Below are 26,919 nucleotides of genomic sequence, written 5' to 3'. Positions count from 1 at the left end.
ATTGTGTTGATGTCCAGCGTCCTGAAGAAATTGCTGATCTTGTTTGGGAGTACAATGCTTACATCTCGTTGATCATCTGCCAGCCAATAAGCCAGCGACTCGTGGTACACTCCCGTAGCTTCCATCACATACAGCGTTGTCGTCTGCGGAGGAAGTAACTTTTCGGCCCATTTCCTGAGCATCGAAAACCCCGAGATCTTGTTCTTAAAGGTCTTGTAGGCAAAAATCTCCACACTGAGGCTCTCATCAATGCGACCCAGCGAAACAACGAGCTCTTCCTTTGCTACGTCGATACCTACCACCTGTTTTAAAAATGTTCTCATACATTTAGCTATTAAGAGTTTAGGTTAAAATAAGTGATAAGTCTTCTCCGTTTTTTCTCCTGTTGGATATCCTGAATATATGGCTCTGCCATATTTCTTACATTCTGTTCAAACTCTAAAGAACAAAGAGACGGGAGGTTATATCTTTTACGCAGCATAGTTCTAGACTTGCTTAGGATGCCAACTCACTCTCTCGCCTCTTCACTTATTTCTATAAATTTGATGATAAATTATTATTATTCAAACATAGGAGGATGCCATTCCCATCGTTAGCGCACCGCTCATTTCTGCTATTTAGCGATTGTAGATTAAATCCTTTTTGTGAGGAACGAGCCAAAAGATTGCAACGTAAAGCGCGACCCTCTTCAGGGTAACGCCCAAATTATATAAAAGCCCAGAGAAATTCTGGATTAATATGCAGCCAATTATTTCGCAGTTTGATTCTACAACTACGGGCCTTGCCATTATTTTTTATAGAAAAAGCGCAAAATAAATGCTATTTGACAGTACAGTCTGGGCATAGCATACTGTATTGGTGTACGAGCGGAATCCATTTTGCGAAGAAAATAGACTATTGTCACTAAAATTACAACGCCTCAACTGCGTAACGAGCTGTTCTGTAGGTATTTATGAATTTTTATTCTCCTATTTCTAAAACGTGGAAAGTACCATCGACAGGTTTTGGCCACGGATGAGCATTTTGTGGGGTGGGAGCAACTGCGGCAGTTTGAGCTGTAGGAGTAAAGAGCCGATGTGTTTGTAAATCTATGGCAATCGTTCTCGCACCTTTTTCTGTTGGGATATTTTTTACAAACTCGAAATTATTGGCGTCTTTTTCCTTAACGACAGAAATAAATCCTTCATTGTTAGATGCGTATGCCAATTTGTAAACTGGATCAAACACTACGCCATCGCAACCACCGATGGTAAAACTAGTTATGTTTTTTCCATTTGTAGCATCCATAATAACCATTTTTTTATTGCCGCCGCAGCCAATGAACAAGCGATTGTTAACGATATCTATGGCCAAACCAGACGGTTCATCACCATGCGCTATCTTGTATCTATGTTTAATTTCGAATGTGTTTGCATCGAAAACAACTACTTCATTTTTATCTTCTATGTTTACATAAATTTGCCCTTTACCGTCAGAAACACCTGCTTCTGGCTTTCCACCTAATGAAATTGTAGCAATTAGCCGATCTGTTTTCGCATCAATAACACTTGCATCGCTACTTCGACCATTAAAAGTAAATATTTTTTCAGATGAAGGATCGTATAAAATATAGTCAGGATTTGTTCCCACAGCTATTGTTTTAATCGTTTTATTGTCGGTCAGGTCGAAGACAGTAACTTGGTTAGCCCTTCCATCGCTAATGTATCCTTTGTTAAGATTATTTGCCAGAGCAATGCCGTGAACGCCGCTTGTATTTGAAATTACGCCAATTGAATCTCCACTTCCTTCGCTGATGATATTCACTTGGTTTCCATGAGAAACATAAATCTGTTTCTTACTTGAATTAACAGTAAGGTAGTCCCAACCCCCCTCTCCTGAAATGGCATGGCTCTTTAAAATACGGAAATGTTGGGCTTTTTGGGCGAACACAGATAAGCAACACGAAAGAATGCAGATTGACAAGGTAATTTTCTTCACGGGATTTTTTTTTCAAGTTAAACACTAATTCTGTAGAGATTTAGTAGCTAGGCAATCTTCGCAAGAAAAAACTGACCGCTATTGAGTTTGGTTTTGGACGTCAGCCTCACCGGCTTAAACAGAGGCGCTGAACGCATGTATGATGATACATGTAAAATTTTAAGCGCGTAAGAGATAAAACAATCGGCTCAAAACCACCATTTTTTCTTTGGCTCCTTATAGTTATTGTGTGCCAATTGATTTTTTAATATTCCCGCATATTCTTCCCCATCCGGGTGAAGTAATTGCCAAATGGTATCCCAACCCAAAAAGCCACCAATATTTCTATCGTCGATAAAGATATCAGCTAAGAGTTTTCGACTGTAATTTCCTTCTTTAGTTTCACCCGGATAATTTTCATTTACGGCATAAAATATCATCCCATTTTCCGCGCAATAGTCAACTGCTTTTTGTAAATATTCGCCATCCCGATAGGTCCAAAGAATCAATTTGTGCCCTTTCTTCTGAAGTTCTTTTAGCGTAGAAAATGCGAAAAGCATCTCTTGTCCAATTTCCGGATAAGTGTGCTCTACAATTGTACCGTCGAAATCTACTGCTATTAGTTTACAATCATTCTTCATACCTCTTAACTCACTTTATTTACTATATAATTTTCTATAATACAATTTCTCTTTTTGCCTATTCACAATCAATTTAGCCATTATCTCTCCCGGGGTATTAGTGTTTATTCCCTCGGCTAAAGCTGCAACTGCCTTTTCTTGAGAAATATCAATTCTATATAACACACCAATTAGCTTATTAAAATCGGTTATAATTAAGTGGTCTAGATGGTCTGAAAGTACCTGTTCAAAAGCCTGCTCATTTTCGTTATCTTGATCTTCAGTTAAACCAAATAACCGATAAGACCAGCCCACGGCTTCCTTATGTTCCTCTGTTTTTGTTTGCATCATTTTTTTTTCAATGGCCACTCATAGATAATCGGCACGCCGGTAGCCACTTCTCTTGCTAATATTTCGTCGGTAGATAAATTTTCTAAGAACAAGATTAGCGCTCTCAGACTGTTTCCATGCGCTACAATCAAAACGTTTAACCCTTTGTCTAATTCCGGTCTAATGTGAGATTTAAAATACGGGATAACGCGGTCATAAGTGTTTTTTAAACTTTCACCGCCAGGTGGCGGAACATCAAATGATCGTCTCCAGATGTGTACTTGTTCTGCGCCATATTTTAACGCAATATCACTTTTATTTAAACCCTCCAATTTGCCGTATCCACGTTCGTTCAGTGCGTTATTTTCAAATACAGGAATATTTTCCAGGCCAGCAATTTGTTGGATAATTTTTAATGTATGCTGTGCACGAATGAGTTTTGAAGTAAATGCAACATCGATTTTTTCTAACTTAAGCTGTTCACCTGCCGCTTCAGCTTCCTTAATTCCGGTAGCGGTAATGTCCACATCTTGCCATCCAGTAAATTTATTTTCTAAATTATACTGCGACTGTCCATGGCGTACAAGTATTAATTTGTTGCTCATTGTTTTGTCTTACGTCCTAACACAGGCTACCGTTTTTCTTTATCATTAATCGTTCCACTATCTTAAACCTAACCGTCAAATGAACAAAAAGGATTAAGAACAGCCGCTGTATCATTAAGGTCGAAGCAGAAATAACATCAAACTTTATCAAAATTGTAGCTGTAGAGGAAATCGATACTTTTTAGCGAATGGTTTTTATTAAAATTAAAAAAGCAACCATCGTTACGTTGTTTTTAGGATTGAGTCGGTTCGCTAATCATTGCCTTGTTAGTGGTTTTGGTTAATGCCGCAATTTTGAATTTCTATTGAAAAAATAGATCGAGTAGTGTTGTCCGGAAATAAGCATTTAAACATTCAGCATTAACCCTCACAAGTTAGATTAGGCGAACAATTTTTTTAAATACTTTTATTTTGATAAATTCGGTGCTTTTTAAGAAGCTACAACCATACGATATGAATTCCTTAACGGTAGAGAATTATTTGAAGGCCCTTTTTAATTTGTCTAATGACAAAGGTGAGGTAAATGTGAACGAACTCTCTAAGCATCTAAATATAAAAATGCCAACTGTTAACAGCATGATGAAAAAGCTTTTTGAGCAAGATTTTGTGCACTATGAAAGCTATAAACCGGTAAGGCTTACTGAAATGGGAAAGAAGGAAGCAGCTTTGGTTATTAGAAAGCATAGATTAACGGAGATATTTTTAGTTGAGAAGATGGGGTTTGGCTGGGAAGAAGTCCATGATATTGCAGAGCAGGTTGAGCACGTACGCTCCGTTGCCTTTTTTGATAAGATGGATCAGTTACTTGGCCATCCAAAATTTGATCCACATGGCGCCCCGATTCCTGATAAAGAAGGGAAAGTGGTGCAGCGTACTTATAAAAGCCTGAGCGACTGTAAAGTAGGTGAAAAGGTTATATTTAAGTCGGTTACAGATTCTTCAAAAGATTTTTTAAAATTTTTGAATAAAAAAGATTTATCCTTGGGTACAGAGATTACAGTTACTGCAATAGAGGCGTTTGACCAATCCACCACGATTGATTACGGCAACCACGTTGCCGAAATATTGAGCAAAGTGGCCTGTCAAAATATGCGCATAGATAGAATTATGAAATAGGCTTTTTTTAAGGCGGTTTGATTTTCAGCTGCCAACTGAGCATCAAAGATTGTTGTACTAATAATAGTGCCTCAAAAATTGCCAATAACCGTACTTGTCAGCTAAAGATTTTTATATTTATTATCCAAGAGTTAAACGGTCAACACATAACTGTTTCGATAAGAAATAAAAGCTGTTAAAATCTTTTTGTAACCATGGAATTTTTGTTTCAATTATAGTTTCAAAATAAACGAAGGAGAACTCCTCTCGGAAGTATCCTTCGTTTTATGAAATACTAAACCTATTCCCCTGAATTCTTCATCGCTGATAAAATCGAGAAAGCACCATTTGTTACAAAATTCGAATTTTTTAGTTCAGGATTACTTAGCTCCACCTCGTTCCATCCATTTTCTTGAATGCCAACCTTTACAGGTAACAAACTAAACTTCATCCTATTTTTTTCTGCATTTGCTAAAAAAACGTACCGTTTGCCACCAAACCTTACCAACGCACCATCTGGTAAAGCGGAAGTATTTTGAGGTTTTGTTTCAATTTCGGCCTGTAGAAACATGTTTGGCAACAAATCTGAATCAGTTCTTAAAAAATGACAATGAACCATGACGCTGCGAGTAGAATCTAACATTTTTCCAATTAATATTACTTTGCCCGGAAAGGTTTTTCCAGGTAAACTAGGGAGCGAGATAGTGACGAGATTACCGATCTGGATTTTGGAGATGTCTTTCTCAAAAACAATAAGTGCTGCATGAATGTCGCTGGTATTAACCAGTTCCATTAAAATATCTGTTGGATTTACATACGTACCAGTGCTGACATTTACTCTAGAGACAAACCCATCAATTGGTGATTTTATAGTTGCCAAAGCAGTAATGTTTTTTGTGGTAATATTATTCGGATTAAAGCCAAGCATTTTTAATTTTTGAGCTGTACCCGCAGCTTTCGCCAACTCCGTATTATAGTCTGCCAAAGATTGCTGATATAGCTTTAGTGGGCTTGCTTGTTGATCACTTAATGTTTTTTGCCGCTCTAATTCTTGCTTTAGAAAGATTATTCGGCTACTAGCTGTAAGGTAATCTTGCTGTAGCGTAACATACTCAGCATTTTCTATGAGGGCAACTACCTCACCTTTTTTAACCACCATACCCGGTAACATTCTAGTCTGTTTTAAAAAACCTCCCATAGGTACGTTAACGGCGATTAGATTTTCTGGGGGCACATCCACTTGTCCATTTGCGTGAATGCTTGAATTAAGTAAATGTGTAGGCAATTTACCAGTTTCTATGCTGCCGTTCGTTATTTGTTCTGCATTAAAAGTGATGGTATTTTCCATCGTCTTTGAGCTGTCTTGTGCAGCATTAGCTTCCTTCTTATCTTCTTTACTTGCACAAGAAGAGAGCAGAAAAGCAGCGCAAATGATTAAATAAATTTTCATGGTTTTTCTATTTTTGCCTGGTAGTACCAAAGCAGGTTAATTGTTTGATCAATTTGGAGTAAAGCGGTTAGCCGATCGGTTCTTAGCTGTATGGACTGGTTATACAGATTTGCCCACTCTAGGTAACTAATGTCGCCATTCTTGAAAGACAGTGAGGCCGTTCTTAATAGTTCATCGGCTTGATTTTGAGCTGCAATTTCATAGTACAGCAACGATTGTTTTTGGCGATTGTAACGCCTAAATGTCTGTTGCCATTGTGAAGAAAGCTGCGTTTCTTTTTCTGATAAAGAAAACTGAGCAGATTTTTTTTGCAATTCAGCGCTACGAACAGCGGCCTTATATCCTTTAAAAAATATCGGGACATTTAGCCCGACCATCACCGAAGAATATCTATTGCTTTTATTAAGCGTTGTAAATCCGTTCCCGATGGTTGTCCCACTAAAGCTTTGGTTACTATAGGCCAAACTCAAATCAGGTAGGGCTTTAGACTTATTTACTTTACGCTTCCAATCGTTTACAACTACTTCTTGGTTTGCCTGTCTAACTTCTGGGTTTTGCATGACCATTGTAGAATCTGGAATAAAATTATTTTGCCAAGCCGGCGGCAACTGATCATTGGGTAAGAAGATTTCATTACTTGCCATTAGCGCCTGAAGCCGACTCTGTTGCACTTCTATTTCAGTTTGTAAATTGTTGAGCTCATTCTTGAGCATAGCGACTTTTACCTCGGCGCTGGTTAAATTTACCCGAGAAACTTCTCCAACATCAAAACGGAGTTTCTCCAATCTCACCACCTGATTAAAAATAGAGTCTTGCTCAGTCAATATTTTTATCTTAGCAACTGATGCCGTCATTTCTACGTACACAGATCTAACTTGGTAGGCAAGCTGATTTTTAACCGCCTCTGCCTGAAAATTAGACTGCGTACTTTGCGCTTTAAGGTATTGCTTTTGTTTGTTGTAGAGTCCGGGCAACGCGAAATTCTGCGAAACCATAAAACGGTTGTCTGTGAGTGGACTATTAATGTTTCCTTGATCAAAAGACAGTGCTGTTTTAGGGATGTCGAAAGCAGTTCCTTCATTTGCCAGAGCTGCCTCGCTCTGAATTTTTGCAGCCAATAAAGCATTGTTTTGTGTAAACGCTTTTGCCAAAGCTTCCTCAATTGTGATGGTTTTAACAATTGCAGTTTGGGAATTTCCAGAAAACCCCAAGAAAAGAAGTAAAATACCAATTAGCACTGCTTTTCCACTGGTTCCACTATCTTTCTTAGCCTTTGAGGCAAATTGTTTGTACAAGGATGGAAGCACCACCAAAGTAAGTAAGGTTGCCGTAATTAGGCCGCCAATTACCACCGTAGCTAACGGCCTTTGAACTTCAGCACCGGCGTGCGTAGAAATGGCCATAGGCACGAATCCTAGAGAGGCGACAGTGGCTGTCATGAGTACTGGCCTTAATCTATTTGCAGTTCCTAGTTTGATACGCTCGTCGATGTCCTCAACTCCTTCTTTTTTTAAGCGGTTGAATTCGCTTATGAGTACAATTCCATTGAGCACCGCAACGCCGAAGAGAGCAATAAATCCAATGCCTGCAGAGATGCTAAAAGCCATGCCCCTAAGCCACAAAGCAAAAACACCTCCCGTTGCCGCCAATGGTATTGCCGAGAATACAATAAGTGCTTCTTTAAATTGATTGAAAGCAAAATAGAGCAAAATGAAGATAAATAATAAAGAGGCGGGAACTGCAACTGAAAGGCGATTTTTTGCAGAATTTAAGTTTTCAAATTGGCCTCCGTATTCCAAATGATAGTCTGCCGGTAACTTTAGTTTTTCCGTTACTATTTTTTGTAAATCCATTACAACGCTTTCAACATCTCTTCCCCTAACATTAAATGCAACGGCAATCCGCCTTTGCCCATTGTCTCGCTGTATCTGGTTTGGCCCATCTTTTATGCCAATTTCCGCCAACTGACTTAATGGTATAAGTTGCCCGTTTTGAGTAGGTATGCTCAAAGATCCAATTTGATCGATGTTTGACCGGGCAGAATCTGCCATGCGCAACATTACGTCAAATTGTTTTTCCTCTTCATAAATGCTTCCTGCTTTCTGTCCAGCGAAAGTTGCATTTATCACGTGGTTAATCTGGCTAATACTCACATTGTATTGTGCTAATGCTGCTCTATTGTAATGAATTACTAACTGTGGCAATCCGATAATTCGTTCTGTATTTATATCGGCGGCCCCATTTACTTTGGCTACCAGAGCGCTGAGCTTCCCCGCGTATTTTGCCAATTGATCTAAATTATCTCCATAAATTTTTACCACCACATCTTGTTTGGCGCCTGATATGAGCTCGTTAAACCGCATCTGTACAGGATATTCGAAGCCAACATTGAGCCCTGGAATTTCTGCCAATACTTTGCCAATTGTGTCTTTCAAGCCTATATAATCTTTAGCGGTTGTCCAAGTAGATTTGTCGTTCAAGGAAATAAATACATCGCATTGTTCTAGAGACATCGGATCGGTAGGTATTTCTGCAGATCCTATGCGGCACGTAACCTGCTGCACTTCAGGAAAACGCTTTAGTTTTTTTGATGCCAATTCCATTCCCTTAATTGTTTGGCTTAGTGAAGTGCCAGGTAAAAATCTTGCATCTAACGCAAAATCTCCCTCTTCTAACTGTGGGATAAATTCTCCTCCAAGAGATCTAAATACTAAAAAAGAGCATCCAAAAAGTATCACCCCAATAAGAATGATTGTCTTCGGATAAGCCATAGATTTTTTTAACAAAGGAGCATATCTTTTTTGGATAGCGCCCATCATCTTATCAGCAAGATTTTTTCCTTTTTTAGGTTTTCTATTCAATGTTAAGGAGGTCATCATTGGTACGTAGGTGAGCGAAAGAATAAAGGCCCCAACCAAGGCAAAAGCGACCGTTTCTGCCATAGGTCTAAACATTTTTCCTTCTATTCCCTGCAAACTTAGGATAGGGAGATAAACCACCAAAATAATGATCTGACCAAAAATAGCAGCATTCATTAGTCTGGAAGCAGACGTTTTCACTTCGCTGTTTACTTCTTCAGTCGTAAAATCGCCTCCTGTATGTTTATCTACTTTATCATGGAAGCGATGCATTACACCCTCTACGATAATCACGGCGCCGTCTACAATGAGGCCAAAATCTAGCGCTCCCAAGCTCATCAAATTTGCAGAAACTCCGGTTGCGTACATGATAATTAAAGCAAAAAGCATCGACAGTGGTATTACTGAAGCAACCACCAGACCAGATCGTAAGTTGCCAAGAAAGAGCACGAGCACCAAAATAACGATCAAAGCACCTTCAATAAGATTTCGTTTAACAGTTGATATAGAATTGTTTACCATTTTACTACGTTCGTAATAAGGTTTTATAGTTACACCTTCAGGCAATGTTTTCTTAATTTCTTCAACACGCTTTTCTACCTGTTTAACCACTGCCATGGCATTTGCACCCTTTAACATTAGGATTACCGCGCCAGAAACTTCTCCATATTTATCATTAACCATGGCGCCAAACCGCAGCGCAGTCCCTTCTTTTACTTCCGCAACATCGCCAACGGTAAGAGGAACGCCTCCAACATTTTTGATAGGCATGCTTCGGATGTCTGCAATGGTAGTTGCCATTCCCTCGGTTCTGATGTAATACGCATTTGGTCCCTTTTCGATGTATGCACCGCCCGTATTTTCGTTGTTATTTTGTACGGCGTTGTAAATTTGGTCTATTGTAACGCGCATACTTTTAATGCTAGCAGCATTGATTACAACCTGATATTGTTTAAGCTTTCCGCCCAGACTGCTTACGTCTGCAACACCAGGCACGCCCAAAAGCTGCCTACGTACAATCCATTCTTGGATGGTTCGCAATTCGGTCAGCGTGTATTTGTTTTCGTATCCCGGTTTGGGCACTACATAATATTGATAAACCTCGCCTAAGCCTGTGCTTATTGGCCCCATATCTGGTTCTCCAATTCCAGGTGGGATTATGGCCTTGAGCTGTCCGAGGCGTTCACTAACCTCTTGACGGGCTTTTGTAACGTCTAAATCGTCGTCAAAAACGAGGGTAACATTAGACAGGCCAAAGCGAGAAATGGAGCGCACTTCCTTTAGTTTTGGTAAAGATGCCATTAGGCGCTCGGTAGGTGCGGTAATTAGTCGTTCTACCTCAGGCGCAGCCAAAGAAGGAGAAACAGTAATTACCATCACCTGATTATTTGTAATGTCGGGAACAGCATCTACAGAAATTTGACTTGCAGAATATATACCTGCTACAGCTATAAGTAGTACCAGTAAGCCCACAATGAGCTTGTTCCTGACCGAAAATTCTATTATACGATCAATCATTTGAAATGGATTTAATAAAAATTAACACGAGGTTAGTTGGAAACACTTTAAATCGTTTTCAACGAAAGCTTAGCCCATAAAAGTGCAGCAATGCTTTTGATTGAACATCGAAATAAGAAAATGCCTTTAAGGCGTTCAAAAACCCAGTAAAAGAGGTTAAGATTTGAAATCCAACTTTGGAGGCCGAAAAATGCTATCGTGATAATATAGGAGATGCTTTATTTTGAAATTTTGGATAGCTTCATCTTTAATCTGTGGGTAAACGGAGGCAACTTTAGTTTCGATTAAAGGGGGTAAAGACAATTGAATGATGTAAGAATGTAGGTCTATTGCTTTGAAGGGGAGCTGCATATCTTGCGCATAATCCTCATCCATCACCGTAGGGTCGATGTAATGCATTTTTAAGAAACCGTAAATCGTTGTGTTGTGGTGTAAAGTGATGTGTTGTTCGTAATGTTGAACAAGCAGCGGCAGTTTCAGCAGCTCACCTGCGACAGTGTTCTGAAGAATAAAAATAAAAAGAAAAAAACGGCTTAAAAATCTTTTCACTTTGTTATTTATTAAAGCTTTTCTAGAAGGTTATAAGAAGATCATTTTATTAATAATGGCTAACAATTATGAAATTAATCTTGCAACTAAAAAAGCTGCTCCAGCGGCCAAAGCGCCAATTAATACAGTTTTAATAGCACCCTGTAAGGGGTTAATTCCTGTGAGTTTTGTCTTTACATAACCAAAGATAAAGAGCGAAATAATGGTAATGACGGCAGAAAAAATCAAACCTTCTGAAGGGCTTTTGGTAAAAAAATAGGCGGAAAGCGGTACAAATCCACCAATAACGTACGAAATGCCAATGTTAAATGCGCTCTGTTTGGCCCTTTTTGGATCAGGTCTTTCCATGCCAAGTTCAAATCTCATCATAAATTCTACCCATTGGTCTTTATCTTTGCTCAACTCATCAGCAATTTCTATCTGTAAATTTCTAGGAAGGCCATAATTCGCAAATACTTCCATCACTTCCTCTTTTTCCTTCTCGGGAACAATCTCCACTTCGCGGTATTCTCTACCTAACTCGGTTTCATAATGTTCAATTTCCGTTTTGGCAGAAAGATATCCACCCAAACCCATCGCAATAGAGCCGGCCACAATTTCTGCAATTCCGGCTGTAATGATTAGCGCATTTGAGTGAACAACTCCACTAAGTCCTGCAGTTAAAGCGAAAGGTACGGTAAGTCCATCGGTCATACCGATGATCACATCACGCACAACCTCAGAGGAAGTGAAGTGTTTTTCGCTGTGATGGTGTTTAGTCTCCAAAATTTATGCCTATAACTATCCCAATTATTTATTGATTGCTACTTCCTGTCAAATCAAAAATAAGTGTTATTAAAACCTAGTTTTGCAGCTACAACCAAAGGCACAATTTATAACATGTTAAACCTTTGATTTGTTCAATTGTTTGGAGTGCAAAATAATAAAATATAACGCAGATTTTCGGTATGAATTAGATATTCGGAATGAGTATGAATAAACGTCAAAACAAAAGCAAATAACCGCCATTTTTGAGTAATGACAGATACTTTCTAAACTTGGAGAGCCGCGGGCGATTAAATGTTTTACGAAATTAACCGATGGCCAACAAACTCATTTTGATCTAAAATTTGTGAATAGAATTGCCGATAATTTTGATCACAACAAAAAAACTCTTTTCAACTATCCTTGTTAAACCTTTATGAAAATTCTTCTTACTGGTGCAAACGGGTATATAGGCGCTCGTCTACTTCCCTTACTGCAAAAGTCTGGTCACGAAATCTACTGTTTGGTTAGAGATAAGCGAAGGGTTAATAAAGAATATTTCGAGCATGAACATACACATATCATCGTGGGTGACTTGCTTAAGGACGAGACCTTGGATGTCATTCCAAAAGACATCGATGCTGCATACTACCTTGTTCATTCGATGGGCACAGCGCACACAGATTTTCGAGCGCTGGAGGCTACTTCCGCAAAAAACTTTGTCGATGCAATAGAAAAAACAAGTTGCAAACAAAATATTTATCTTACAGGAATTGTGAACGACGACGATTTGTCGCAGCATTTGCAGTCGAGATTGGGTGTAGAAAATGTATTGAAAGCTAGTAAAGTGGCACATACATTTTTGAGGGCTGCCATTATCATCGGATCTGGAAGTGCGTCGTTTGAGATTATTAGGGATTTAACAGAAAAGCTTCCGATAATGATTGCGCCAAAATGGTTGCGCACTAAATGCCAGCCCATTGCAATAAGAGATGTGTTGTATTATTTGGAGGGAGTTTTGCTCAACGATAAAGCACTAAACAAGACCTTTGACATTGGGGGTCCGGATATCTTAACTTATAAAGAAATGCTTTTAGGTTATGCGACAGCCAGGAAGTTAAAACGTAAAATTTTTACAGTACCTATATTGTCGCCAAGACTTTCTTCTTTGTGGCTAAACATTGTGACCTCTGTAAATTACAACATTGCCAGCAGTTTGGTTGAAAGCATGCGCAACGAGGTGATTTGTAAAGACGATGAGATTAAAAAAGTTGTGCCAAGGACCTGTTTCGGCTATCAAGAAGCGTTGCAGCTAGCCTTTAAAATGATCGAGCAAAATTCAATTGTTTCGAGTTGGAGCGATGCGTTAAACCGCGGATATTTAGACGGTGCTTTTATGGATCAGGTTAAAGTGCCTCAAAATGGAACGCTTACTTATAAAGTAAAGCATAGGTTTAACATTTCTACAAACATCGTAAAAGATAATGTTTGGTCGATAGGCGGTAATAGGGGATGGTATTATTTAGATTGGCTTTGGAATCTGAGAGGACTAATAGACCAGGTAATTGGGGGAGTGGGTACGAGAAGAGGTAGGAGAAGTAATGTAACACTTTATGCGGGCGATGCACTAGATTTCTGGCGCGTGATTTTGGCTGACAAAAAAAATGGCAGATTGCTACTTTATGCCGAAATGAAACTTCCTGGAGAGGCTTGGTTGGAGTTTAAAGTTGTTGAACGAAGCACTTATAAATACCTCAGCGAAATTGCAACCTTTCGCCCCGTCGGCTTGTGGGGCAGAGTGTATTGGTGGTTGATGTATCCATTCCATATTTTTATTTTTAATGGGATGGCGAGAAATTTGATAAATTATGAAGAAAAGAACAAAATTTTGGTTGCGCCCCAACCAGAATTGCCACGCATATCTCCACCAGGAGATGGGAATTAATAACATTTTAATAGACATATGTTGACATTATAAATAAAAGAATATGCAAAGACCCAATAAAAGATTAGCAGGCCAAACAGCGATTGTAACCGGAGCAAACTCTGGGATAGGTGAGGCGGTTGCCGAAGCTTTAGGCAGAGACGGCGCTAACGTGGTCGTCAATTATGTTTCTCATCCAGAGGCTGCAGAAGAAATTGTGAACAGGATAAATAAAAGTGATATTAGTGGGAGCGCCATCGCTATACAGTGTGATGTGAGCAAAGAGGATCAGGTAATTGCGATGTTTGAGCAAACCATTGATAAATTTGGTACTGTAGATATTTGCGTCCCAAATGCAGGTTTACAAAAAGATAGTGCTTTGCACGAGATGTCATTGGCAGATTGGCAGTTGGTTATTGATGTAAATTTGACCGGTCAATTTTTGTGTGTGCGTGAGGCGATAAAAGAGTTTCTCCGTAGAGGAATGCGCCCAGATGTTTCCAGTTCTCTTGGTAAAATTATCCATATGAGCTCTGTTCACCAAATTATTCCATGGGCTGGCCATGCCAATTATGCAGCTTCTAAAGGTGCCATCCATATGTTGATGGAAAGCATTTGCCAGGGTTATGCCCCACATAAAATTCGATGCAACAGCATTGCACCTGGAGCCATAAAAACGAGTATAAATAAAGATGCGTGGGACACTGAAGCCGCTCTTGAAAAACTAAATAAACTCATTCCATATAAAAGAATTGGCATACCTGAAGACATCGGCAGTGCTGCGGCTTGGCTGGCATCAGATGAGTCTGAATATATTAATGGTACCACAATTTTTGTCGACGGTGGAATGACTTGCTACCCTGGATTTACTGAAAACGGATAGAAATGAAATTGCAGACTGAAGAAGAAAAGAGACTTGCCGACAACTACGCTAAAAAAAAAGATTGGCTAAAATGGGGTCCTTATCTTAGCGAGCGACAGTGGGGAACTGTGCGAGAAGATTATAGCGCAGACGGGAGCGCTTGGAATTATTTGAGCCATGATGATTCCCGTAGTAGAACATACAGATGGGGCGAAGACGGAATAGCGGGCTTATCAGACCATTATTGCAATGTTTGTTTTGCCATTGCACTTTGGAATGGTAAGGATCCAATACTTAAAGAGCGAATGTTTGGTTTATCCGGTCCCGAAGGAAACCATGGAGAAGATGTAAAGGAGCTCTACTATTATTTGGAAAATACGCCTTCGCATTCTTATATGAAGCACCTGTACAAATATCCGCAGGGCGAGTATCCTTATAATGATTTGGTAAATACCAATGCAGCTAGAGGAAAAGATGACCTTGAATATGAACTGCTTGACACAGGAATTTTTAACGAAAATAAGTATTTTGATGTTTTTACAGAATATGCGAAAGCAGATGTAAATGACATTTTAATTAAAATTACCATTTGCAATCGGGCGGAAGAAGATGCTGAAATTTATGTATTGCCAACTTTATGGTGTAGAAATTTCTGGAGTTTTAAAGAGGCAAAGAAGCCGATTATAAAAAAGAACAACGATGGCGATCTAGATTTTGTGACCGTCGGGAATACATATATTGACGACTACAACCTTTATTTCGAAGCTGCGGATAGACTTTTATTTACAGAAAATGAAACCAATGATGAGCGAATATTTAATGTAGCGAACAATCATCCCTTTAAAAAAGACTTGTTTCATAAGGCAGTTATAGACAATGATTTTAGTTCTGCTTGCCACAATGAAAGCGGTACCAAATGCGCTCCCTTATACAGACTTACCATTAAAGGCGGTGAATCTACCACCATTAAACTGCGGCTAACCACCAAACATTTTAAAAAGCCTTTTAATTCGTCATTCGAAACTGTTTTTAATAAGAGAATTGAGGAATGTGATGAGTTTTATAAGCGTTTAAACATTTCTGATAATGAAGAACTAAATAAAATAAAAAGACAGGCTTACGCAGGTATATTGTGGAATAAGCAATATTACAATTATGAGGTAGATACATGGCTAGATGGCGACCCGAAACAGCCAGTACCACCAGAAGAACGCAAAAAGGGAAGAAATAGTGATTGGCGAACGTTAAGAAATCACGATGTGATGTCTATGCCCGATAGTTGGGAGTATCCTTGGTATGCTGCATGGGATTCGGCTTTTCAGTGCACAACTCTAGCTCGTATAGATGTAGAGTTTGCAAAACAACAATTGCTCTTGTTTACCAGAGAATGGTATATGGCGCCTAGCGGGCAAGTGCCTGCTTACGAATGGTCCTTCGGTGACGTAAATCCGCCGGTGCAGGCTTGGGCAGCGCTAGAGATTTACAAAATTGAGAAAAATAGAACGGGTAAAAATGACGTTGATTTTTTAAAGCGGGTTTTTAATAAGCTAACGCTTAACTTTTCTTGGTGGGTAAATAGAGAAGATAGTTCTGGCAACAATGTGTTTGAAGGCGGTTTTTTAGGTCTCGATAACATTGGGCTCTTTGATAGAAGTCATGGTGTGCCGGAGAATGGTTATTTGGAGCAAGTAGATGGCACATCTTGGATGGCATTGTATTGTTTGAATATGCTAGAGATAAGTTTAGAAATCTCCAAAGTAGACAATACCTTCGAAGATATGTCCGTTAAGTTTCTCGGCCACTTCGTTTATATCGCCGAAGCTTTAAATAAGATCAGCGATACAACTGTGGGTGCATGGAATGAAGAAGATGGATTTTTCTATGATAAGTTAACATTGGCTAACGGAGATCAGATTCCTATAAAAGTAAAATCGATTTCGGGCATGCTGTCGTTGGCAGCAGTGTTATTTATCGACAAGGAAACCTTAAATCAGTTGCCAAAATTTAAACGGAGTGTGCAATGGTTTAAAGATTATAAAAGCCAAACATTGAATTACCTTGTAGTAAATGATTACAGAGATACGGATGAACTTTTATTTGCCCTTGTCCCTAGAAATAGGCGTGAAATTCTGATTGATACATTACTAAACGAAGACCAATTTTTAAGCGCTTTCGGCATCAGATCGCTTTCTAAAGAATACATTCAGCCTTATTGTTTGGAGATAGATAAACAGGAATATCAAATAAATTATGAGCCAGCAGAATCTTCTACAACACTTTTTGGAGGGAATTCTAACTGGAGAGGACCGATTTGGTTTCCGCTCTGCTATTTATTTGTACAAGCCTTAAGAAAATTTTCCAATTATAAGGTTGAGGGAAAAAAAGAGTTTCATTTTCCCGCCGGATCGGATAAAGTGTTAGGCTTGAGAGATATTAGTGAAGCGCTAAGTAAACGTCTTATAAATATTTTTGTTGCGGACGAGCATGGAGATAGACCTGTAAATGCACTTCATAAAATGCAATATAGAGATGTGCATTTTAAGGACTATGTATTGTTTTATGAGTATTTCGACGGAGATACTGGCAGGGGAGTTGGTGCTTCTCACCAGCTCGGTTGGACAGCATTAGTCGCAAATTTAATTGAGGAATATTTAAATGAATGAGGATAATAATAGAGAGTGGTTAATAACAAATGGGTTAGGTGGCTATGCCTCTGGCGCTATTAATGGAATTAATACGCGAAGCTACCACGGACTACTTATCGCTTCTTTTAAGCCACCTACAGATCGATATGTGTTAGTGGCTGATATCGAAGAGCGAATTTCTATCAAAGGTCGGGATCTATTTTTACAGGGAAATAGATATTTAGGGCAAAAATTACCCGAAAATCGTCCATTTTTTAAGCACTTTTCGGCTGACGATCTTCCTACATGGAACTATGGAGAACAAGAGGTATGGAATTTGGAAAAGACGGTTTATATGCCGCAAAAATCCAACACCGTTTTTGTCAGGTATAAAAATAATGGTGAGTCTATATTTACCCTAACGTTGCATCCGCTTTATGCTTACAGCAACTTCATGGCCACATTTAAAGAAAACGGAAAAACTGATTTCTATTCAGAATTTAAACTAAATACGATAAAAACGTTTGCACAATACGGCGCAACACCGCTTTTTACTTCTTGGGATAGCGGGTCATTTACACCGGAAAAAACGTGGTATAAAAATATATTTTTAGCAGAAGAGCGAGATAGAGGCTACGGATCTGTCTGCGATTATTATCAATTGGGAGTTTTGGCACAAGCGCTTTCTCCAGGAGCCGAAATGACGTTATGCTTTTCCTTAGATGAGAAATTTTCCGATCTAAATTTTGATAAGGGAATTGAGCAACTTGTTAAAAAGAAAACTAAAGTCGAGAAATCGGTAAGTAGTAGATTTTTGAAAGACTTATTGCATTCCGGCGATCAATTTTTAGTGGATCGGGTTTCTACTAAAAGTAAATCTATCATCGCCGGTTATCATTGGTTTGCAGATTGGGGACGAGATACGATGATCGCCATGCGCGGATTGACCATTGCAACCGGGAAAAAAGAGATCTCTAAATCTATTCTTCGAACATTTCTTGGTAGTTTAAGCCAAGGCATGTTGCCAAATCGTTTTCCGGATTATGAGGGTGATGAGGTTGAGTACAATACCATAGACGCAACGCTGTGGCTTTTTATAAGCTTTTACGAATATCATCAAAAATTTAAAGACGACGCTTTTGCCGAGAAACACCTAAGTAAATTGAAAAATGTGCTAGATCATCATTTGGCAGGCACTAGATATAACATTCACATCACCGATGAGGGTTTTTTGTATGGTGGACAAGATGGCTTTCAGCTAACCTGGATGGATGCAAAAGTAAATGGAAAAGTCATTACCCCTCGAATTGGCTGCCCAGTAGAGATTAATGCCCTGTGGTATAATGCCTTAAAAATTTATCAATATTTTTCCTACTATTTTCATCAAGAATTTGAACAGAAGTATGTAAAAGTGTTGACTGCTTTTGAAGGTAACTTTACAAAGATGTTTACTAACGAAGCGGGCACTTTGTATGATGTCATTGTTCCGGGAAAGTCATGCGACAATAGTCTGCGGCCAAATCAATTGTTTGCCATTAGCCTTCCGTTTAAGCTTTTGGACAAAAAGCAGCAACAGAAAATATTCGAAACGATTAAAGAAAAATTATATACACCCTACGGTATTAGGACCTTGGCCACAGATGATCCGAGTTTTAAAGGAGTCTATTTCGGGGATCAGCAACACCGAGATGATGCCTATCATCAAGGTACGGTTTGGCCTTTTCTATTGCATGAATTTTTTAGCGCTGAGTTGCAAATTTATGGTGCTTCGCTGACGAGGAGAAAAAAGGTCTTTGTCGCCTTAAAAAAGATTAGAAATCATTTTTACAATGATGCGGGAATCCACTGTATTTCAGAAATTTTTGATGGCTTAAATCCTGAAAAAGGGAAAGGTTGTATACAGCAGGCATGGTCTGTTGGCGCAATTTTAAAATTATACGAAGATTTTCAATTATCGGAATTTGAGAGGTAATGCAATAATAGCGGCTTCTTAGTAGTTTTTACAATTCAGGGTTTTTGACAAACAGTAAATCTTAGATTCTCGAATGGCTTGAATTTATCTTGACTAAAGTGCGGCACAGTTTAAGCTTTTTTACCGACTGTTTTCCTCCATTTACCGAGCATTTGCTGCCGTAGGACTAATTGTTGTTTTTTTATTTCTTTGACGTGCTACTTTTACATCATAAAAAAAACATCATGGTAGATTTACAAAACAACAACATCAATAATAAACCTTCGTCATTTAGATATATCGGTGGCTTACTTGTTATATTGGTTGGAATAGCCTTCCTACTTAACAACCTTAATTTAGGTTTGCCAGATTGGCTCTTCGATTGGCCAATTTTCTTAGTAGCGCTAGGAATTTTTGTAGGCGCTAAGAAAAATTTTAGGGGAATTGGTTGGTTAGTTTTGATTCTTATTGGAGGTTATAACCTTTTAGGGCAAGTAGTAGATTTAGATGTGTCGAAATATGCGCTTGGCGTAGGTTTGGTTATTTTAGGAGCATTTTTAATTCTTAGGCCGAAGTCGTCTTACGGAAATTTTGGCAGACGCAGATTTAAAAATAGGTTTGATGAAATGTCGGGCACTTCTGTACTGAATGCAGAAGAAGCGAATACCAATGATTACTTTGAAGCCTCAGCGGTTTTTGGCGGCACACATCAAAGTGTCTTTTCAAAAAACTTTAAAGGAGGTAAAATAGCTGCGGTTTTTGGAGGTGCAGACATCAACTTTACACAAGCAGATTTTACAGGTAGCGTTGTGTTAGAAATAAATGCAGCATTTGGCGGTATAAAACTAATTGTACCTCCAAATTGGGCTATAAAAACAAATATATCTCCAATGTTTGGAAATGTTGAAGACAAAAGAATGACTTTGATAGAAACAGGTGAAGAAAAGAAATTACTAATTTTAGATGGTTCGGTTACGTTTGGTGGTGTCGAGATTAGGAGTTTCTAAGAACTGAGGTTAAGTTGAGCATCAGCCTCGTTTTGGTCTCAACATCAATTTTATTCGCAACTGTACTTAACCTAAATTTCGTCCCTAACCTTCACTGTTTTGACAACCAGACCCATTTCAATTCCTAAAATAAAGTATACAGCTTTGGCAGGATTTGCCGTTCTGACCATAAGTTGTGCGCTTGGACTTCACTATTTTCTACATTTTAGTTGGCAACTTTCTGCTGCCGATGCTTTGGTAAACAACTTGCTCTTGGCTTTAGGTTGTTTAGGGCTAAGTAATATGTTGGGATATTATCAGCCCAAAGCACAACTAATTACATACGTAGCTATTATTGCAATAGGTTTAACACTCCTCACAACATTTCTTGCAAGATCTATTCTCCTTTATTTCTTCGGGAATATAGATTTTTATAAAGACTTTTATAGTTTTTCCATCGTTTTTAGAGTGTTGATTGTGTTTATGTGTTTTTTTTGGGTAGCAATTTCGAATGTTTTATGGTATAAGTTAGAAGAACAATCAGAAAGCCAAGCCAGACTCGTCGATGCTCAAAACCTAGCAAATCAAGCAGAATTGAACAAACTTAGACATCAGCTGCAGCCACATTTCTTGTTTAACAGCTTAAATTCTGTTTTTGCATTAACAATGGTTAATCCCAAGGAAGCAGGCACAATGATTACAAAATTAGCGGCCTTTTTGAGGGGAAACTTAAAAAGAGAGGACCAAATTTGGGTAACTGTCGAAGAAGAAATGGAATACATCAGTTTGTATTTAGATATAGAAAAAGTAAGATTTAGCCATCGCTTAGACATTCAAATAGACATTGCCGATGAGAGTTTATCATATCTATTACCTGGTACACTGTTACAACCCATTATAGAAAACGCAATAAAATTTGGCCTTTACAATACCAATAAGGCTGTTGTTGTAAAAGTTAACGTTTTCATACAAGACGGGGTGCTAAAAATAAGAGTGCAAAATCCGTTTGATCCAGAAATGACGGCAGCTAAAGGAACTGGTTTTGGACTAAAGGCAATTAGGCGACGGCTTTATCTGCTGTTTGGCAGCTTAGATTTGCTTCAAACAGCAACCGAACCAAATAATATTTATATTACCACTTTAAAAATACCTCAACTAAAATGATAAGGACAATATTGATTGATGATGAACCTTTAGCTAGAGATATTGTTAAATTTTATTTAGCGGATTACTTTGATGTAGAGATAGTTGCGGAATGTTCTGACGGTTTTGAAGGCGTAAAAGCGATTGGCAAGCACAAACCAGATTTAGTCTTTTTAGACATTCAAATGCCTAAAATTACTGGATTCGAAATGTTAGAATTGATTGATGAAAAACCAAATATAATATTCACAACTGCTTTCGATGAATATGCCATTAAAGCATTCGAGATCAATGCTTTGGATTATTTGTTGAAACCGATAGAACGGAATCGGTTTGATACGGCGATGGAAAAATTGCAAAGCCGCATAAAACAAGTCGACAGTCAATTAACACTCGTAGAACGTATCTCGCTAGATCCTGCGCAGAACAGTAGGGTGGTAGTCAAAAAAGACGGGGTAATTTCTATCATATCCGTGGCAGAAATAAATTATTTAGAAGCTGATGATGATTATGTGACTATAAATGCAGCTGGAGGTACATTTCAAAAAAATAAAACCATGGCCTTTTTTGAGCAAACGCTAAACCCAACACAGTTTATCCGAATACATCGCTCTTACATCATCAACCTTTCACAGGTTACTAAAATCGAACTTAAAGAAAAAGACAGTTATGTGGTGCTTTTGAAAACCAATATTTGGTTACCTATAAGCAAAACAGGTTATGTAAAACTAAAAGGTGCTTTAGGTTTGTAGCTAAAGTGGAAATATAAGGCTAATCCAATACGTTAATAATTTAAAATAATTTTTGTTAAAATTTTGAGACGGCTGTTTAGCCTATAAACGGCATAAAAATAAATTCTAAAACTTGGAAAAATAAAGTCCGTACCACTTGCATTTCTACATAAATCACTCTATATTTGCACCTCTTAATTTTTAAGGCAAACCACACAAGATAACGATATACAGTCATGAAAAGAACATTCCAACCTTCGCAAAGAAAGAGAAGAAATAAGCACGGCTTCCGCGAAAGAATGGCAACAGCTAACGGCAGACGAGTATTAGCTTCACGCAGAGCTAAAGGCAGACACAGATTAACAGTATCTGACGAGCGCAAGCATAAAGCGTAATTTTTTGGTTGCGTTTCTGCTTAAGCAGAAAGAGGCGGCATGAGTTTTGCCACAACAATCAAAAATACATGTACACATTTACGAAAGAAGAACGGTTATGCAGCAAGAAACATTTGGATTCGCTGTTCAAAAACGGTTCTTCTTTTTTATTATATCCCATTAGGATTTCGTATCTTGTTGTAACCGCGACCAATCTTCCGCCGGTTCAAGTAGTTATATCCGTTCCAAAAAAAAGATATAAACGGGCAGTAGATCGAAACCTGATAAAGCGTAGGATTAGAGAAGGATATCGATTAAATAAAACCGAATATCTTTTCCGCAACTTGCCGGCCAGTGGCCAAACATTGCTGCTTTCTATTCAATTTATCGGCAAAGAAATCCCCCAGTTCGCTTATTTGCAAACAAGACTTTTACTCAGCTTTGTTAAATTAAAATCGTTAACAAATGGGGTTCATTAAATCAATTTTCGGTTGGATTTTTCTTGCGTTGATACGGATTTACCAATACGGGATTTCGCCGATGCTTGGTGCAAACTGTAGATTTACACCGTCTTGTTCGGCTTACGGAGTAGAGGCGATAAAAAAATATGGTCCATTTACAGGAGGATGGATGGCTTTGAAACGCATTGGTAGATGCCATCCATGGGGGGAACATGGTCATGATCCCGTTCCTTAAATAGTGTTTTACGCTACTATCCTGTTTTTTTGGAGGCAAAGTGGGGATGGAAGCAATGATTGCATGCAAAGCTAGGCAGTTAATAAATTTATAATTTAAGTCGCTAATAATTTATCTTCGTACAATGGGCACTATATTATTGCTAGAGACTGCTACAAGTGTATGTTCCGCGGCGCTTGCTGTAGATGGAAAGGTAATTTCATTAAAAGAAGAAAGCGGTTTAAACCTTCACGCAAGCAAACTCACATTGTTTGTACAGGAGGTAATGGAAGAGGCAAATTTAGTTTTTGCAGATCTAGATGCTGTTTCAATCAGCAAAGGTCCAGGTTCTTATACAGGCCTACGAATTGGTACTTCTACGGCAAAGGGATTTTGTTTTGCATTAGACATTCCGCTTATTGCGATCGAAACGCTAGTTATGATGGCTAAAGGATTTATAGATAAAAACCCACAATATACAGGTTTGATTTGCCCAATGATCGATGCAAGGCGAATGGAAGTCTATACCTCTATTTTCAGTAAAACTCTCGAAAACTTATTGCCAACGGAAGCAAAAATTATTGATGAGGGAAGTTTTTCAGAATTGTTGCTTACCAATCAGATTACGTTTATTGGCGATGGAGCAAGAAAAAGTAAAGACATAATCAATCATTTAAATGCAATACTTTGCGAAGATAATTTTAACAGTGCGGCAAATATGGCCAGACTTTCTGAAGAATTATTTCTTCAAAAAAATTTTGAAGACGTTGCTTATTTCGAGCCTTTTTACTTAAAAGATTTTGTCGTTACTAAATCTAAAAAAAAAATGATTTAGACTTTGTCGTTCGATACATTTAATCACTCACTTGTATAGTTTTTACTCACCTCTTTTTAAAGCCTGAGAATAAATGTTTAAAGAAGTTATCGCCACCATCATTTATGCCAGGAATAATGTCTGCAAACTGCGGATGATTTACAACGTATCCAAACTTAAATGCCAACCCAAAATAAATAGAAGCACCATTTCCGGTCGTTCCTGCACCGACTTGTGCATTTTGTTCAATTAAACCTTTTGCGGTATATGCGGAGCGCAGAAGATTGTCGCTGCCTAAAAACACTTCGAAGTTTGGAGTTTGATATTTACCTTGTAATCCAAGCATAAAAATATTGGTGAAGTTGTAATCTGGAGTAATGCTTGCAGAAAATTCTTGATAATAAAAAGTGTTTACGAAAGCAGCATCACCGCCTTGATAAAAAAGGTTCTTAGAAACTATAAAGGCTGGTTTATAAAAAGTAAAATTTTTGGATATGTAAAAATCCGCTTTTGCATTGGTGGCTGCCAAGAATTTTTTGTTCTTTCCCGCAAGCAGAAAGACATCCTTTATCTTTTCGTTTGTTCTGTCTTGATTATATTTCAAATTATCAATTGTTGTTGTTTGAAGTAGATCAGCTTGAGTAGTGTTGCTTCGCCACCAAATAAAGCCGAGATCCTTAATATTTCCCATTAAAAACAAACCTTGTTTGGTTGTGTAGTTCGTTCCTAGACTTAGTGAAAATCCGGGGTTTTTAAAGGTGGGGAAAAATGTTTTGGGTTTGATGTCATCTAGATTTTGAAAACTGCTGCGATACTGTCCCGCAAACCCTAAATCCAGCGTATTTGCGGCTTTATTTAAGAATAAACTAGAATTGTTAATGTCTAAACTGTTGTATAAAATACCGCTCAAAATACTTGCTTTAAAGCCAAATGCGAGTCGTTTATCGTAGTTTTCGCGGTAACTAAAGCTAAACTGATGATAGCTCTGCTGATAACCATTCGTATTAAAAATGTCTGTTAACAATTCATTTTTTGGAAACCGGGTATAAGAGTCAAATACAGCCAAACTCTCGTTTGTATATCTCACATCTACATCCGACCTAATCTGCCACGAAAACCCCATTTCTTTTTGATACTTATATGATTTGAAAACACGTAGCGCAGCAACATAAATGTTGCTGTTTTCGAAAAAGTGATTGCGTTGGCCTAGACCTAAAGGCAATTCACGGGTGTCAATTTCTCCGGTTTGGGTCAGTTTTCTAATGATGTTATCTGCAGGGCCTTTGTTCGCTGCATTTGCGCCAAAGTAGGGTAAGAAAAAATTTGTAGAAAACTGCCTAGAACTATTTAAGGTGAAAGATTTCTGGGAAACATTTTCAAATGCGTCAAACATGGTCTCTGTTCCAAATAATCCGTACTGTTGCGCCTGAACATGGCTAAAAGCAAGCACAGCGATAAGGATGAGTAGAAGTCTTTTCATTTAGAAAATTTGTTTACGGTTTTATTAACGAATTTGTAATGAATCTGGTACTGTTGGCTTCTCATATTTGTTTAGCAATAAGTTGGTGAGAAACCGATGTTTATCTGCGCTCATCTGGTAGTAAAAAGTATCAAAGCTTCTTAGTCCGCTGTCGGCACGCAAATGTTTGTAATACGGCAGAAGAATATTATGCCTAAATACGGCTTTAGAATTTTCTGGGTTGATGTAATAACTGATGTTGCAAGTGCTCGTCAACTGGTTTAATGCAGCCAAATATTCGGGAGTTTTGCTTAAAAAGCGATTCTGTTTGTAGCTGTTTAGAAATGATTGCACAGTACTTGCATTGTTGGCAACCACTAAATAATTGTCTATTACAGTAAAATATGGCCTAGAAAAGTTTTCAAATGGAGCACCGAAAAAACCAGTTACAATACCTGGAGTCTTAAAAATACGAATACCTGGACTGTAAGCGCTGCTAGCCTCTAGGAGAAGCTGATCGAATTTATCGCCATTGTGGAGTGAAAAGGCAGCCAGATCCTCTGAAGTTGAGAGTTGAAATGTGACAAATTGGTTTCCGACGAATGTACTAAAAATCTTTGCTAAATCTGTATGATAATCTTGGTTTACAGCAGCAATCATTTTTTCGACTTGCTTTTCCTGATTTGTCTTTTGTTGTAATTTTTTCAGTTTGATTAACCATTTAGCATAATCATCTGTCGCGTAAATCGCATAGTTTGCCGTATTTTCAGGCAGTATGCTGGCTATGGAAATTGTTTGAGGAGTACAGTCAGAAAATAGATTTAGATAATTATCAGCGTCTACAACATCTGTGTTGCCATTAAACAAAATGTATTCTTTGCTGTAATTGTAATTTAAAATGGCGTAGCTGCGCTGCTTATTTAAAACAGATAATGCGCCGTTAACTTTGCCAGCAATAATAACCTTTAGAAGTGACGGGGCATTATTAAAGTTTAAGTATAGTTGTGCCAATACGTTTTTATTCATCGTATTGGCGCTTTTTATATAGTTTGTAAAACCATTTGCCTTACGGTTTTGATTGGCCTGCGCTAAAAGTTGTGCAGAGTTACTCGCAGTAACTACATCGTTTTTAATATTGACAAATACAGAAGCGCTGTCATTTAATTTTAAAACCGCTGACTGGCCTACGCTATTTTTATCTATTTTAATTTTTAAATAATCGGAAAAGGCTTTTAAGTTTTTTTGATCTGTTAACTGTAGCGTGTAAAGAAAATTTATGGTTTTATTGGAATCTGGTAACAAGCTTATGTATACCGTTTGATTTTCCAAAACTTTGTGTAACAATCCATCGCCCCGAACTTTGTTCGCTAGGGCGTTTAAAAGGTTCATTTTCTCCACTCCTAACACTTGCTGGAGCAAAATCTGACCATTCATAATGTCATAAAATGAGTTGTCGTTTTGAAACGCAAAGACCATCGCAGCATCGGTAGACGCAGTTTGCAGCGCAAAATCTTTTGCATTATTTTCTGTATCTAGTCTAGAAAAATAGGTGTACGCTAAATAAAATACCGAGAGTGCTAAGACAATAATTGTAAATCCAATCTTCTTCATCCGTTCGAAACAAATTTAAATTATTACATCCAATTGTGCT

The 26,919-nt window shown here is 38.2% G+C and carries 23 protein-coding genes; 12 read left to right on the top strand and 11 right to left on the bottom strand.

All coding sequences use genetic code 11. The annotated features are described in order from the left end of the window. From ACVWYG_RS02020 to ACVWYG_RS02000, 5 genes are all read right to left on the bottom strand, one after another. Positions 1-323, bottom strand: a 323-nt coding sequence (locus ACVWYG_RS02020; RefSeq protein WP_457268456.1) for an IS110 family transposase, incomplete at its 3' end; no start/stop codon positions are given. Between the two features lie 637 nt (positions 324-960). Next, positions 961-1,977 (bottom strand): YncE family protein, encoded by a 1,017-nt coding sequence (locus tag ACVWYG_RS02015; RefSeq protein WP_457268455.1) that lies wholly within the window; start codon positions 1,975-1,977, stop codon positions 961-963. A 188-nt stretch (positions 1,978-2,165) separates the two neighbouring features. Beyond that, entirely contained in the window at positions 2,166-2,597 is a 432-nt protein-coding gene (locus ACVWYG_RS02010; RefSeq protein WP_457268454.1) for a BT0820 family HAD-type phosphatase, read from the bottom strand. A gap of 15 nt (positions 2,598-2,612) precedes the next feature. Next, positions 2,613-2,927, bottom strand: a complete 315-nt coding sequence (locus tag ACVWYG_RS02005) for a hypothetical protein (protein WP_457268453.1) — start codon at positions 2,925-2,927, stop codon at positions 2,613-2,615. Further along, complete coding sequence (locus ACVWYG_RS02000; RefSeq protein WP_457268452.1) at positions 2,924-3,511, bottom strand: 2,3-bisphosphoglycerate-dependent phosphoglycerate mutase; 588 nt, start codon at positions 3,509-3,511, stop codon at positions 2,924-2,926. Before ACVWYG_RS02000 ends, ACVWYG_RS02005 begins: the two co-directional genes overlap by 4 nt. 453 nt (positions 3,512-3,964) lie before the next feature. Between ACVWYG_RS02000 and ACVWYG_RS01995 the strand changes: the two genes are divergently transcribed. Continuing rightward, entirely contained in the window at positions 3,965-4,627 is a 663-nt protein-coding gene (locus ACVWYG_RS01995) for a metal-dependent transcriptional regulator (RefSeq protein WP_457268451.1), read from the top strand. A gap of 280 nt (positions 4,628-4,907) precedes the next feature. Here the strand turns inward: ACVWYG_RS01995 and ACVWYG_RS01990 are convergent, their stop codons facing one another. The 4 genes from ACVWYG_RS01990 to ACVWYG_RS01975 all read right to left on the bottom strand — a co-directional run bounded on the left by ACVWYG_RS01990 (position 4,908) and on the right by ACVWYG_RS01975 (position 11,746). Then, positions 4,908-6,056 (bottom strand): efflux RND transporter periplasmic adaptor subunit, encoded by a 1,149-nt coding sequence (locus tag ACVWYG_RS01990; protein ID WP_457268450.1) that lies wholly within the window; start codon positions 6,054-6,056, stop codon positions 4,908-4,910. Then, the gene (locus ACVWYG_RS01985) at positions 6,053-10,432 is read right to left on the bottom strand and encodes a CusA/CzcA family heavy metal efflux RND transporter (protein WP_457268449.1); all 4,380 of its coding nucleotides are present in this window, start codon (positions 10,430-10,432) and stop codon (positions 6,053-6,055) included. Before ACVWYG_RS01985 ends, ACVWYG_RS01990 begins: the two co-directional genes overlap by 4 nt. 156 nt (positions 10,433-10,588) lie before the next feature. After that, complete coding sequence (locus ACVWYG_RS01980; RefSeq protein WP_457268448.1) at positions 10,589-10,981, bottom strand: hypothetical protein; 393 nt, start codon at positions 10,979-10,981, stop codon at positions 10,589-10,591. 66 nt (positions 10,982-11,047) lie between these two features. Beyond that, a complete protein-coding gene (locus tag ACVWYG_RS01975; RefSeq protein ID WP_457268447.1) occupies positions 11,048-11,746 on the bottom strand; it encodes a VIT1/CCC1 transporter family protein in 699 nt (232 codons plus the stop codon). A 415-nt stretch (positions 11,747-12,161) separates the two neighbouring features. Between ACVWYG_RS01975 and ACVWYG_RS01970 the strand changes: the two genes are divergently transcribed. The 11 genes from ACVWYG_RS01970 (at position 12,162) to tsaB (ending at position 23,830) form a co-directional block, all read left to right on the top strand. Further along, positions 12,162-13,670, top strand: a complete 1,509-nt coding sequence (locus ACVWYG_RS01970; protein ID WP_457268446.1) for an SDR family oxidoreductase — start codon at positions 12,162-12,164, stop codon at positions 13,668-13,670. A 43-nt stretch (positions 13,671-13,713) separates the two neighbouring features. Then, positions 13,714-14,532, top strand: a complete 819-nt coding sequence (locus tag ACVWYG_RS01965) for an SDR family oxidoreductase (RefSeq protein ID WP_457268445.1) — start codon at positions 13,714-13,716, stop codon at positions 14,530-14,532. 2 nt (positions 14,533-14,534) lie between these two features. Continuing rightward, positions 14,535-17,174, top strand: a complete 2,640-nt coding sequence (locus ACVWYG_RS01960; protein ID WP_457268444.1) for an MGH1-like glycoside hydrolase domain-containing protein — start codon at positions 14,535-14,537, stop codon at positions 17,172-17,174. Next, positions 17,167-19,107, top strand: a complete 1,941-nt coding sequence (locus tag ACVWYG_RS01955) for an amylo-alpha-1,6-glucosidase (protein WP_457268443.1) — start codon at positions 17,167-17,169, stop codon at positions 19,105-19,107. The genes ACVWYG_RS01960 and ACVWYG_RS01955 overlap by 8 nt, the downstream gene beginning before the upstream one ends. Positions 19,108-19,331: 224 nt before the next feature. Further along, entirely contained in the window at positions 19,332-20,093 is a 762-nt protein-coding gene (locus ACVWYG_RS01950; RefSeq protein ID WP_457268442.1) for a LiaF transmembrane domain-containing protein, read from the top strand. A 99-nt stretch (positions 20,094-20,192) separates the two neighbouring features. Beyond that, positions 20,193-21,236, top strand: a complete 1,044-nt coding sequence (locus ACVWYG_RS01945; protein WP_457268441.1) for a sensor histidine kinase — start codon at positions 20,193-20,195, stop codon at positions 21,234-21,236. Further along, positions 21,233-21,967: a LytR/AlgR family response regulator transcription factor gene (locus ACVWYG_RS01940; RefSeq protein WP_457268440.1), complete on the top strand. Its 735-nt coding sequence runs from the start codon at positions 21,233-21,235 to the stop codon at positions 21,965-21,967. Before ACVWYG_RS01945 ends, ACVWYG_RS01940 begins: the two co-directional genes overlap by 4 nt. A gap of 215 nt (positions 21,968-22,182) precedes the next feature. After that, positions 22,183-22,341: a 50S ribosomal protein L34 gene (gene rpmH, locus ACVWYG_RS01935; protein ID WP_457268439.1), complete on the top strand. Its 159-nt coding sequence runs from the start codon at positions 22,183-22,185 to the stop codon at positions 22,339-22,341. A 68-nt stretch (positions 22,342-22,409) separates the two neighbouring features. Continuing rightward, positions 22,410-22,799: a ribonuclease P protein component gene (gene rnpA / locus ACVWYG_RS01930; protein WP_457268438.1), complete on the top strand. Its 390-nt coding sequence runs from the start codon at positions 22,410-22,412 to the stop codon at positions 22,797-22,799. Beyond that, complete coding sequence (yidD, locus tag ACVWYG_RS01925) at positions 22,786-23,016, top strand: membrane protein insertion efficiency factor YidD (RefSeq protein WP_457268437.1); 231 nt, start codon at positions 22,786-22,788, stop codon at positions 23,014-23,016. Before rnpA ends, yidD begins: the two co-directional genes overlap by 14 nt. A gap of 124 nt (positions 23,017-23,140) precedes the next feature. Further along, positions 23,141-23,830: a tRNA (adenosine(37)-N6)-threonylcarbamoyltransferase complex dimerization subunit type 1 TsaB gene (tsaB, locus tag ACVWYG_RS01920; RefSeq protein ID WP_457268436.1), complete on the top strand. Its 690-nt coding sequence runs from the start codon at positions 23,141-23,143 to the stop codon at positions 23,828-23,830. A gap of 46 nt (positions 23,831-23,876) precedes the next feature. Here the strand turns inward: tsaB and ACVWYG_RS01915 are convergent, their stop codons facing one another. Both ACVWYG_RS01915 and ACVWYG_RS01910 read right to left on the bottom strand, forming a co-directional pair. Continuing rightward, complete coding sequence (locus ACVWYG_RS01915; protein ID WP_457268435.1) at positions 23,877-25,289, bottom strand: DUF5723 family protein; 1,413 nt, start codon at positions 25,287-25,289, stop codon at positions 23,877-23,879. Positions 25,290-25,313: 24 nt separating this feature from the next. Then, the gene (locus ACVWYG_RS01910) at positions 25,314-26,879 is read right to left on the bottom strand and encodes a DUF3352 domain-containing protein (protein WP_457268434.1); all 1,566 of its coding nucleotides are present in this window, start codon (positions 26,877-26,879) and stop codon (positions 25,314-25,316) included. Positions 26,880-26,919: the final 40 nt, after the last annotated feature.

Source organism: Pedobacter sp. UYEF25 (assembly GCF_054061655.1).
Note: the sequence above shows the minus strand (reverse complement) of the source record. Positions and strands in the feature narration are given on the sequence as shown.

Excerpts from the sequence above, each read along its gene's own strand:
- ACVWYG_RS02010 (WP_457268454.1), bottom strand. The coding sequence starts at position 2,597 with ATGAAGAATGATTGTAAACTAATAGCAGTAGATTTCGACGGTACAATT.
- ACVWYG_RS02005 (WP_457268453.1), bottom strand. The coding sequence starts at position 2,927 with ATGATGCAAACAAAAACAGAGGAACATAAGGAAGCCGTGGGCTGGTCT.
- ACVWYG_RS02000 (WP_457268452.1), bottom strand. The coding sequence starts at position 3,511 with ATGAGCAACAAATTAATACTTGTACGCCATGGACAGTCGCAGTATAAT.
- ACVWYG_RS01995 (WP_457268451.1), top strand. The coding sequence starts at position 3,965 with ATGAATTCCTTAACGGTAGAGAATTATTTGAAGGCCCTTTTTAATTTG.
- ACVWYG_RS01990 (WP_457268450.1), bottom strand. The coding sequence starts at position 6,056 with ATGAAAATTTATTTAATCATTTGCGCTGCTTTTCTGCTCTCTTCTTGT.
- ACVWYG_RS01985 (WP_457268449.1), bottom strand. The coding sequence starts at position 10,432 with ATGATTGATCGTATAATAGAATTTTCGGTCAGGAACAAGCTCATTGTG.
- ACVWYG_RS01970 (WP_457268446.1), top strand. The coding sequence starts at position 12,162 with ATGAAAATTCTTCTTACTGGTGCAAACGGGTATATAGGCGCTCGTCTA.
- ACVWYG_RS01965 (WP_457268445.1), top strand. The coding sequence starts at position 13,714 with ATGCAAAGACCCAATAAAAGATTAGCAGGCCAAACAGCGATTGTAACC.
- ACVWYG_RS01960 (WP_457268444.1), top strand. The coding sequence starts at position 14,535 with ATGAAATTGCAGACTGAAGAAGAAAAGAGACTTGCCGACAACTACGCT.
- ACVWYG_RS01955 (WP_457268443.1), top strand. The coding sequence starts at position 17,167 with ATGAATGAGGATAATAATAGAGAGTGGTTAATAACAAATGGGTTAGGT.
- ACVWYG_RS01950 (WP_457268442.1), top strand. The coding sequence starts at position 19,332 with ATGGTAGATTTACAAAACAACAACATCAATAATAAACCTTCGTCATTT.
- ACVWYG_RS01940 (WP_457268440.1), top strand. The coding sequence starts at position 21,233 with ATGATAAGGACAATATTGATTGATGATGAACCTTTAGCTAGAGATATT.
- rpmH (WP_457268439.1), top strand. The coding sequence starts at position 22,183 with ATGAAAAGAACATTCCAACCTTCGCAAAGAAAGAGAAGAAATAAGCAC.
- rnpA (WP_457268438.1), top strand. The coding sequence starts at position 22,410 with ATGTACACATTTACGAAAGAAGAACGGTTATGCAGCAAGAAACATTTG.
- yidD (WP_457268437.1), top strand. The coding sequence starts at position 22,786 with ATGGGGTTCATTAAATCAATTTTCGGTTGGATTTTTCTTGCGTTGATA.
- tsaB (WP_457268436.1), top strand. The coding sequence starts at position 23,141 with ATGGGCACTATATTATTGCTAGAGACTGCTACAAGTGTATGTTCCGCG.
- ACVWYG_RS01915 (WP_457268435.1), bottom strand. The coding sequence starts at position 25,289 with ATGAAAAGACTTCTACTCATCCTTATCGCTGTGCTTGCTTTTAGCCAT.
- ACVWYG_RS01910 (WP_457268434.1), bottom strand. The coding sequence starts at position 26,879 with ATGAAGAAGATTGGATTTACAATTATTGTCTTAGCACTCTCGGTATTT.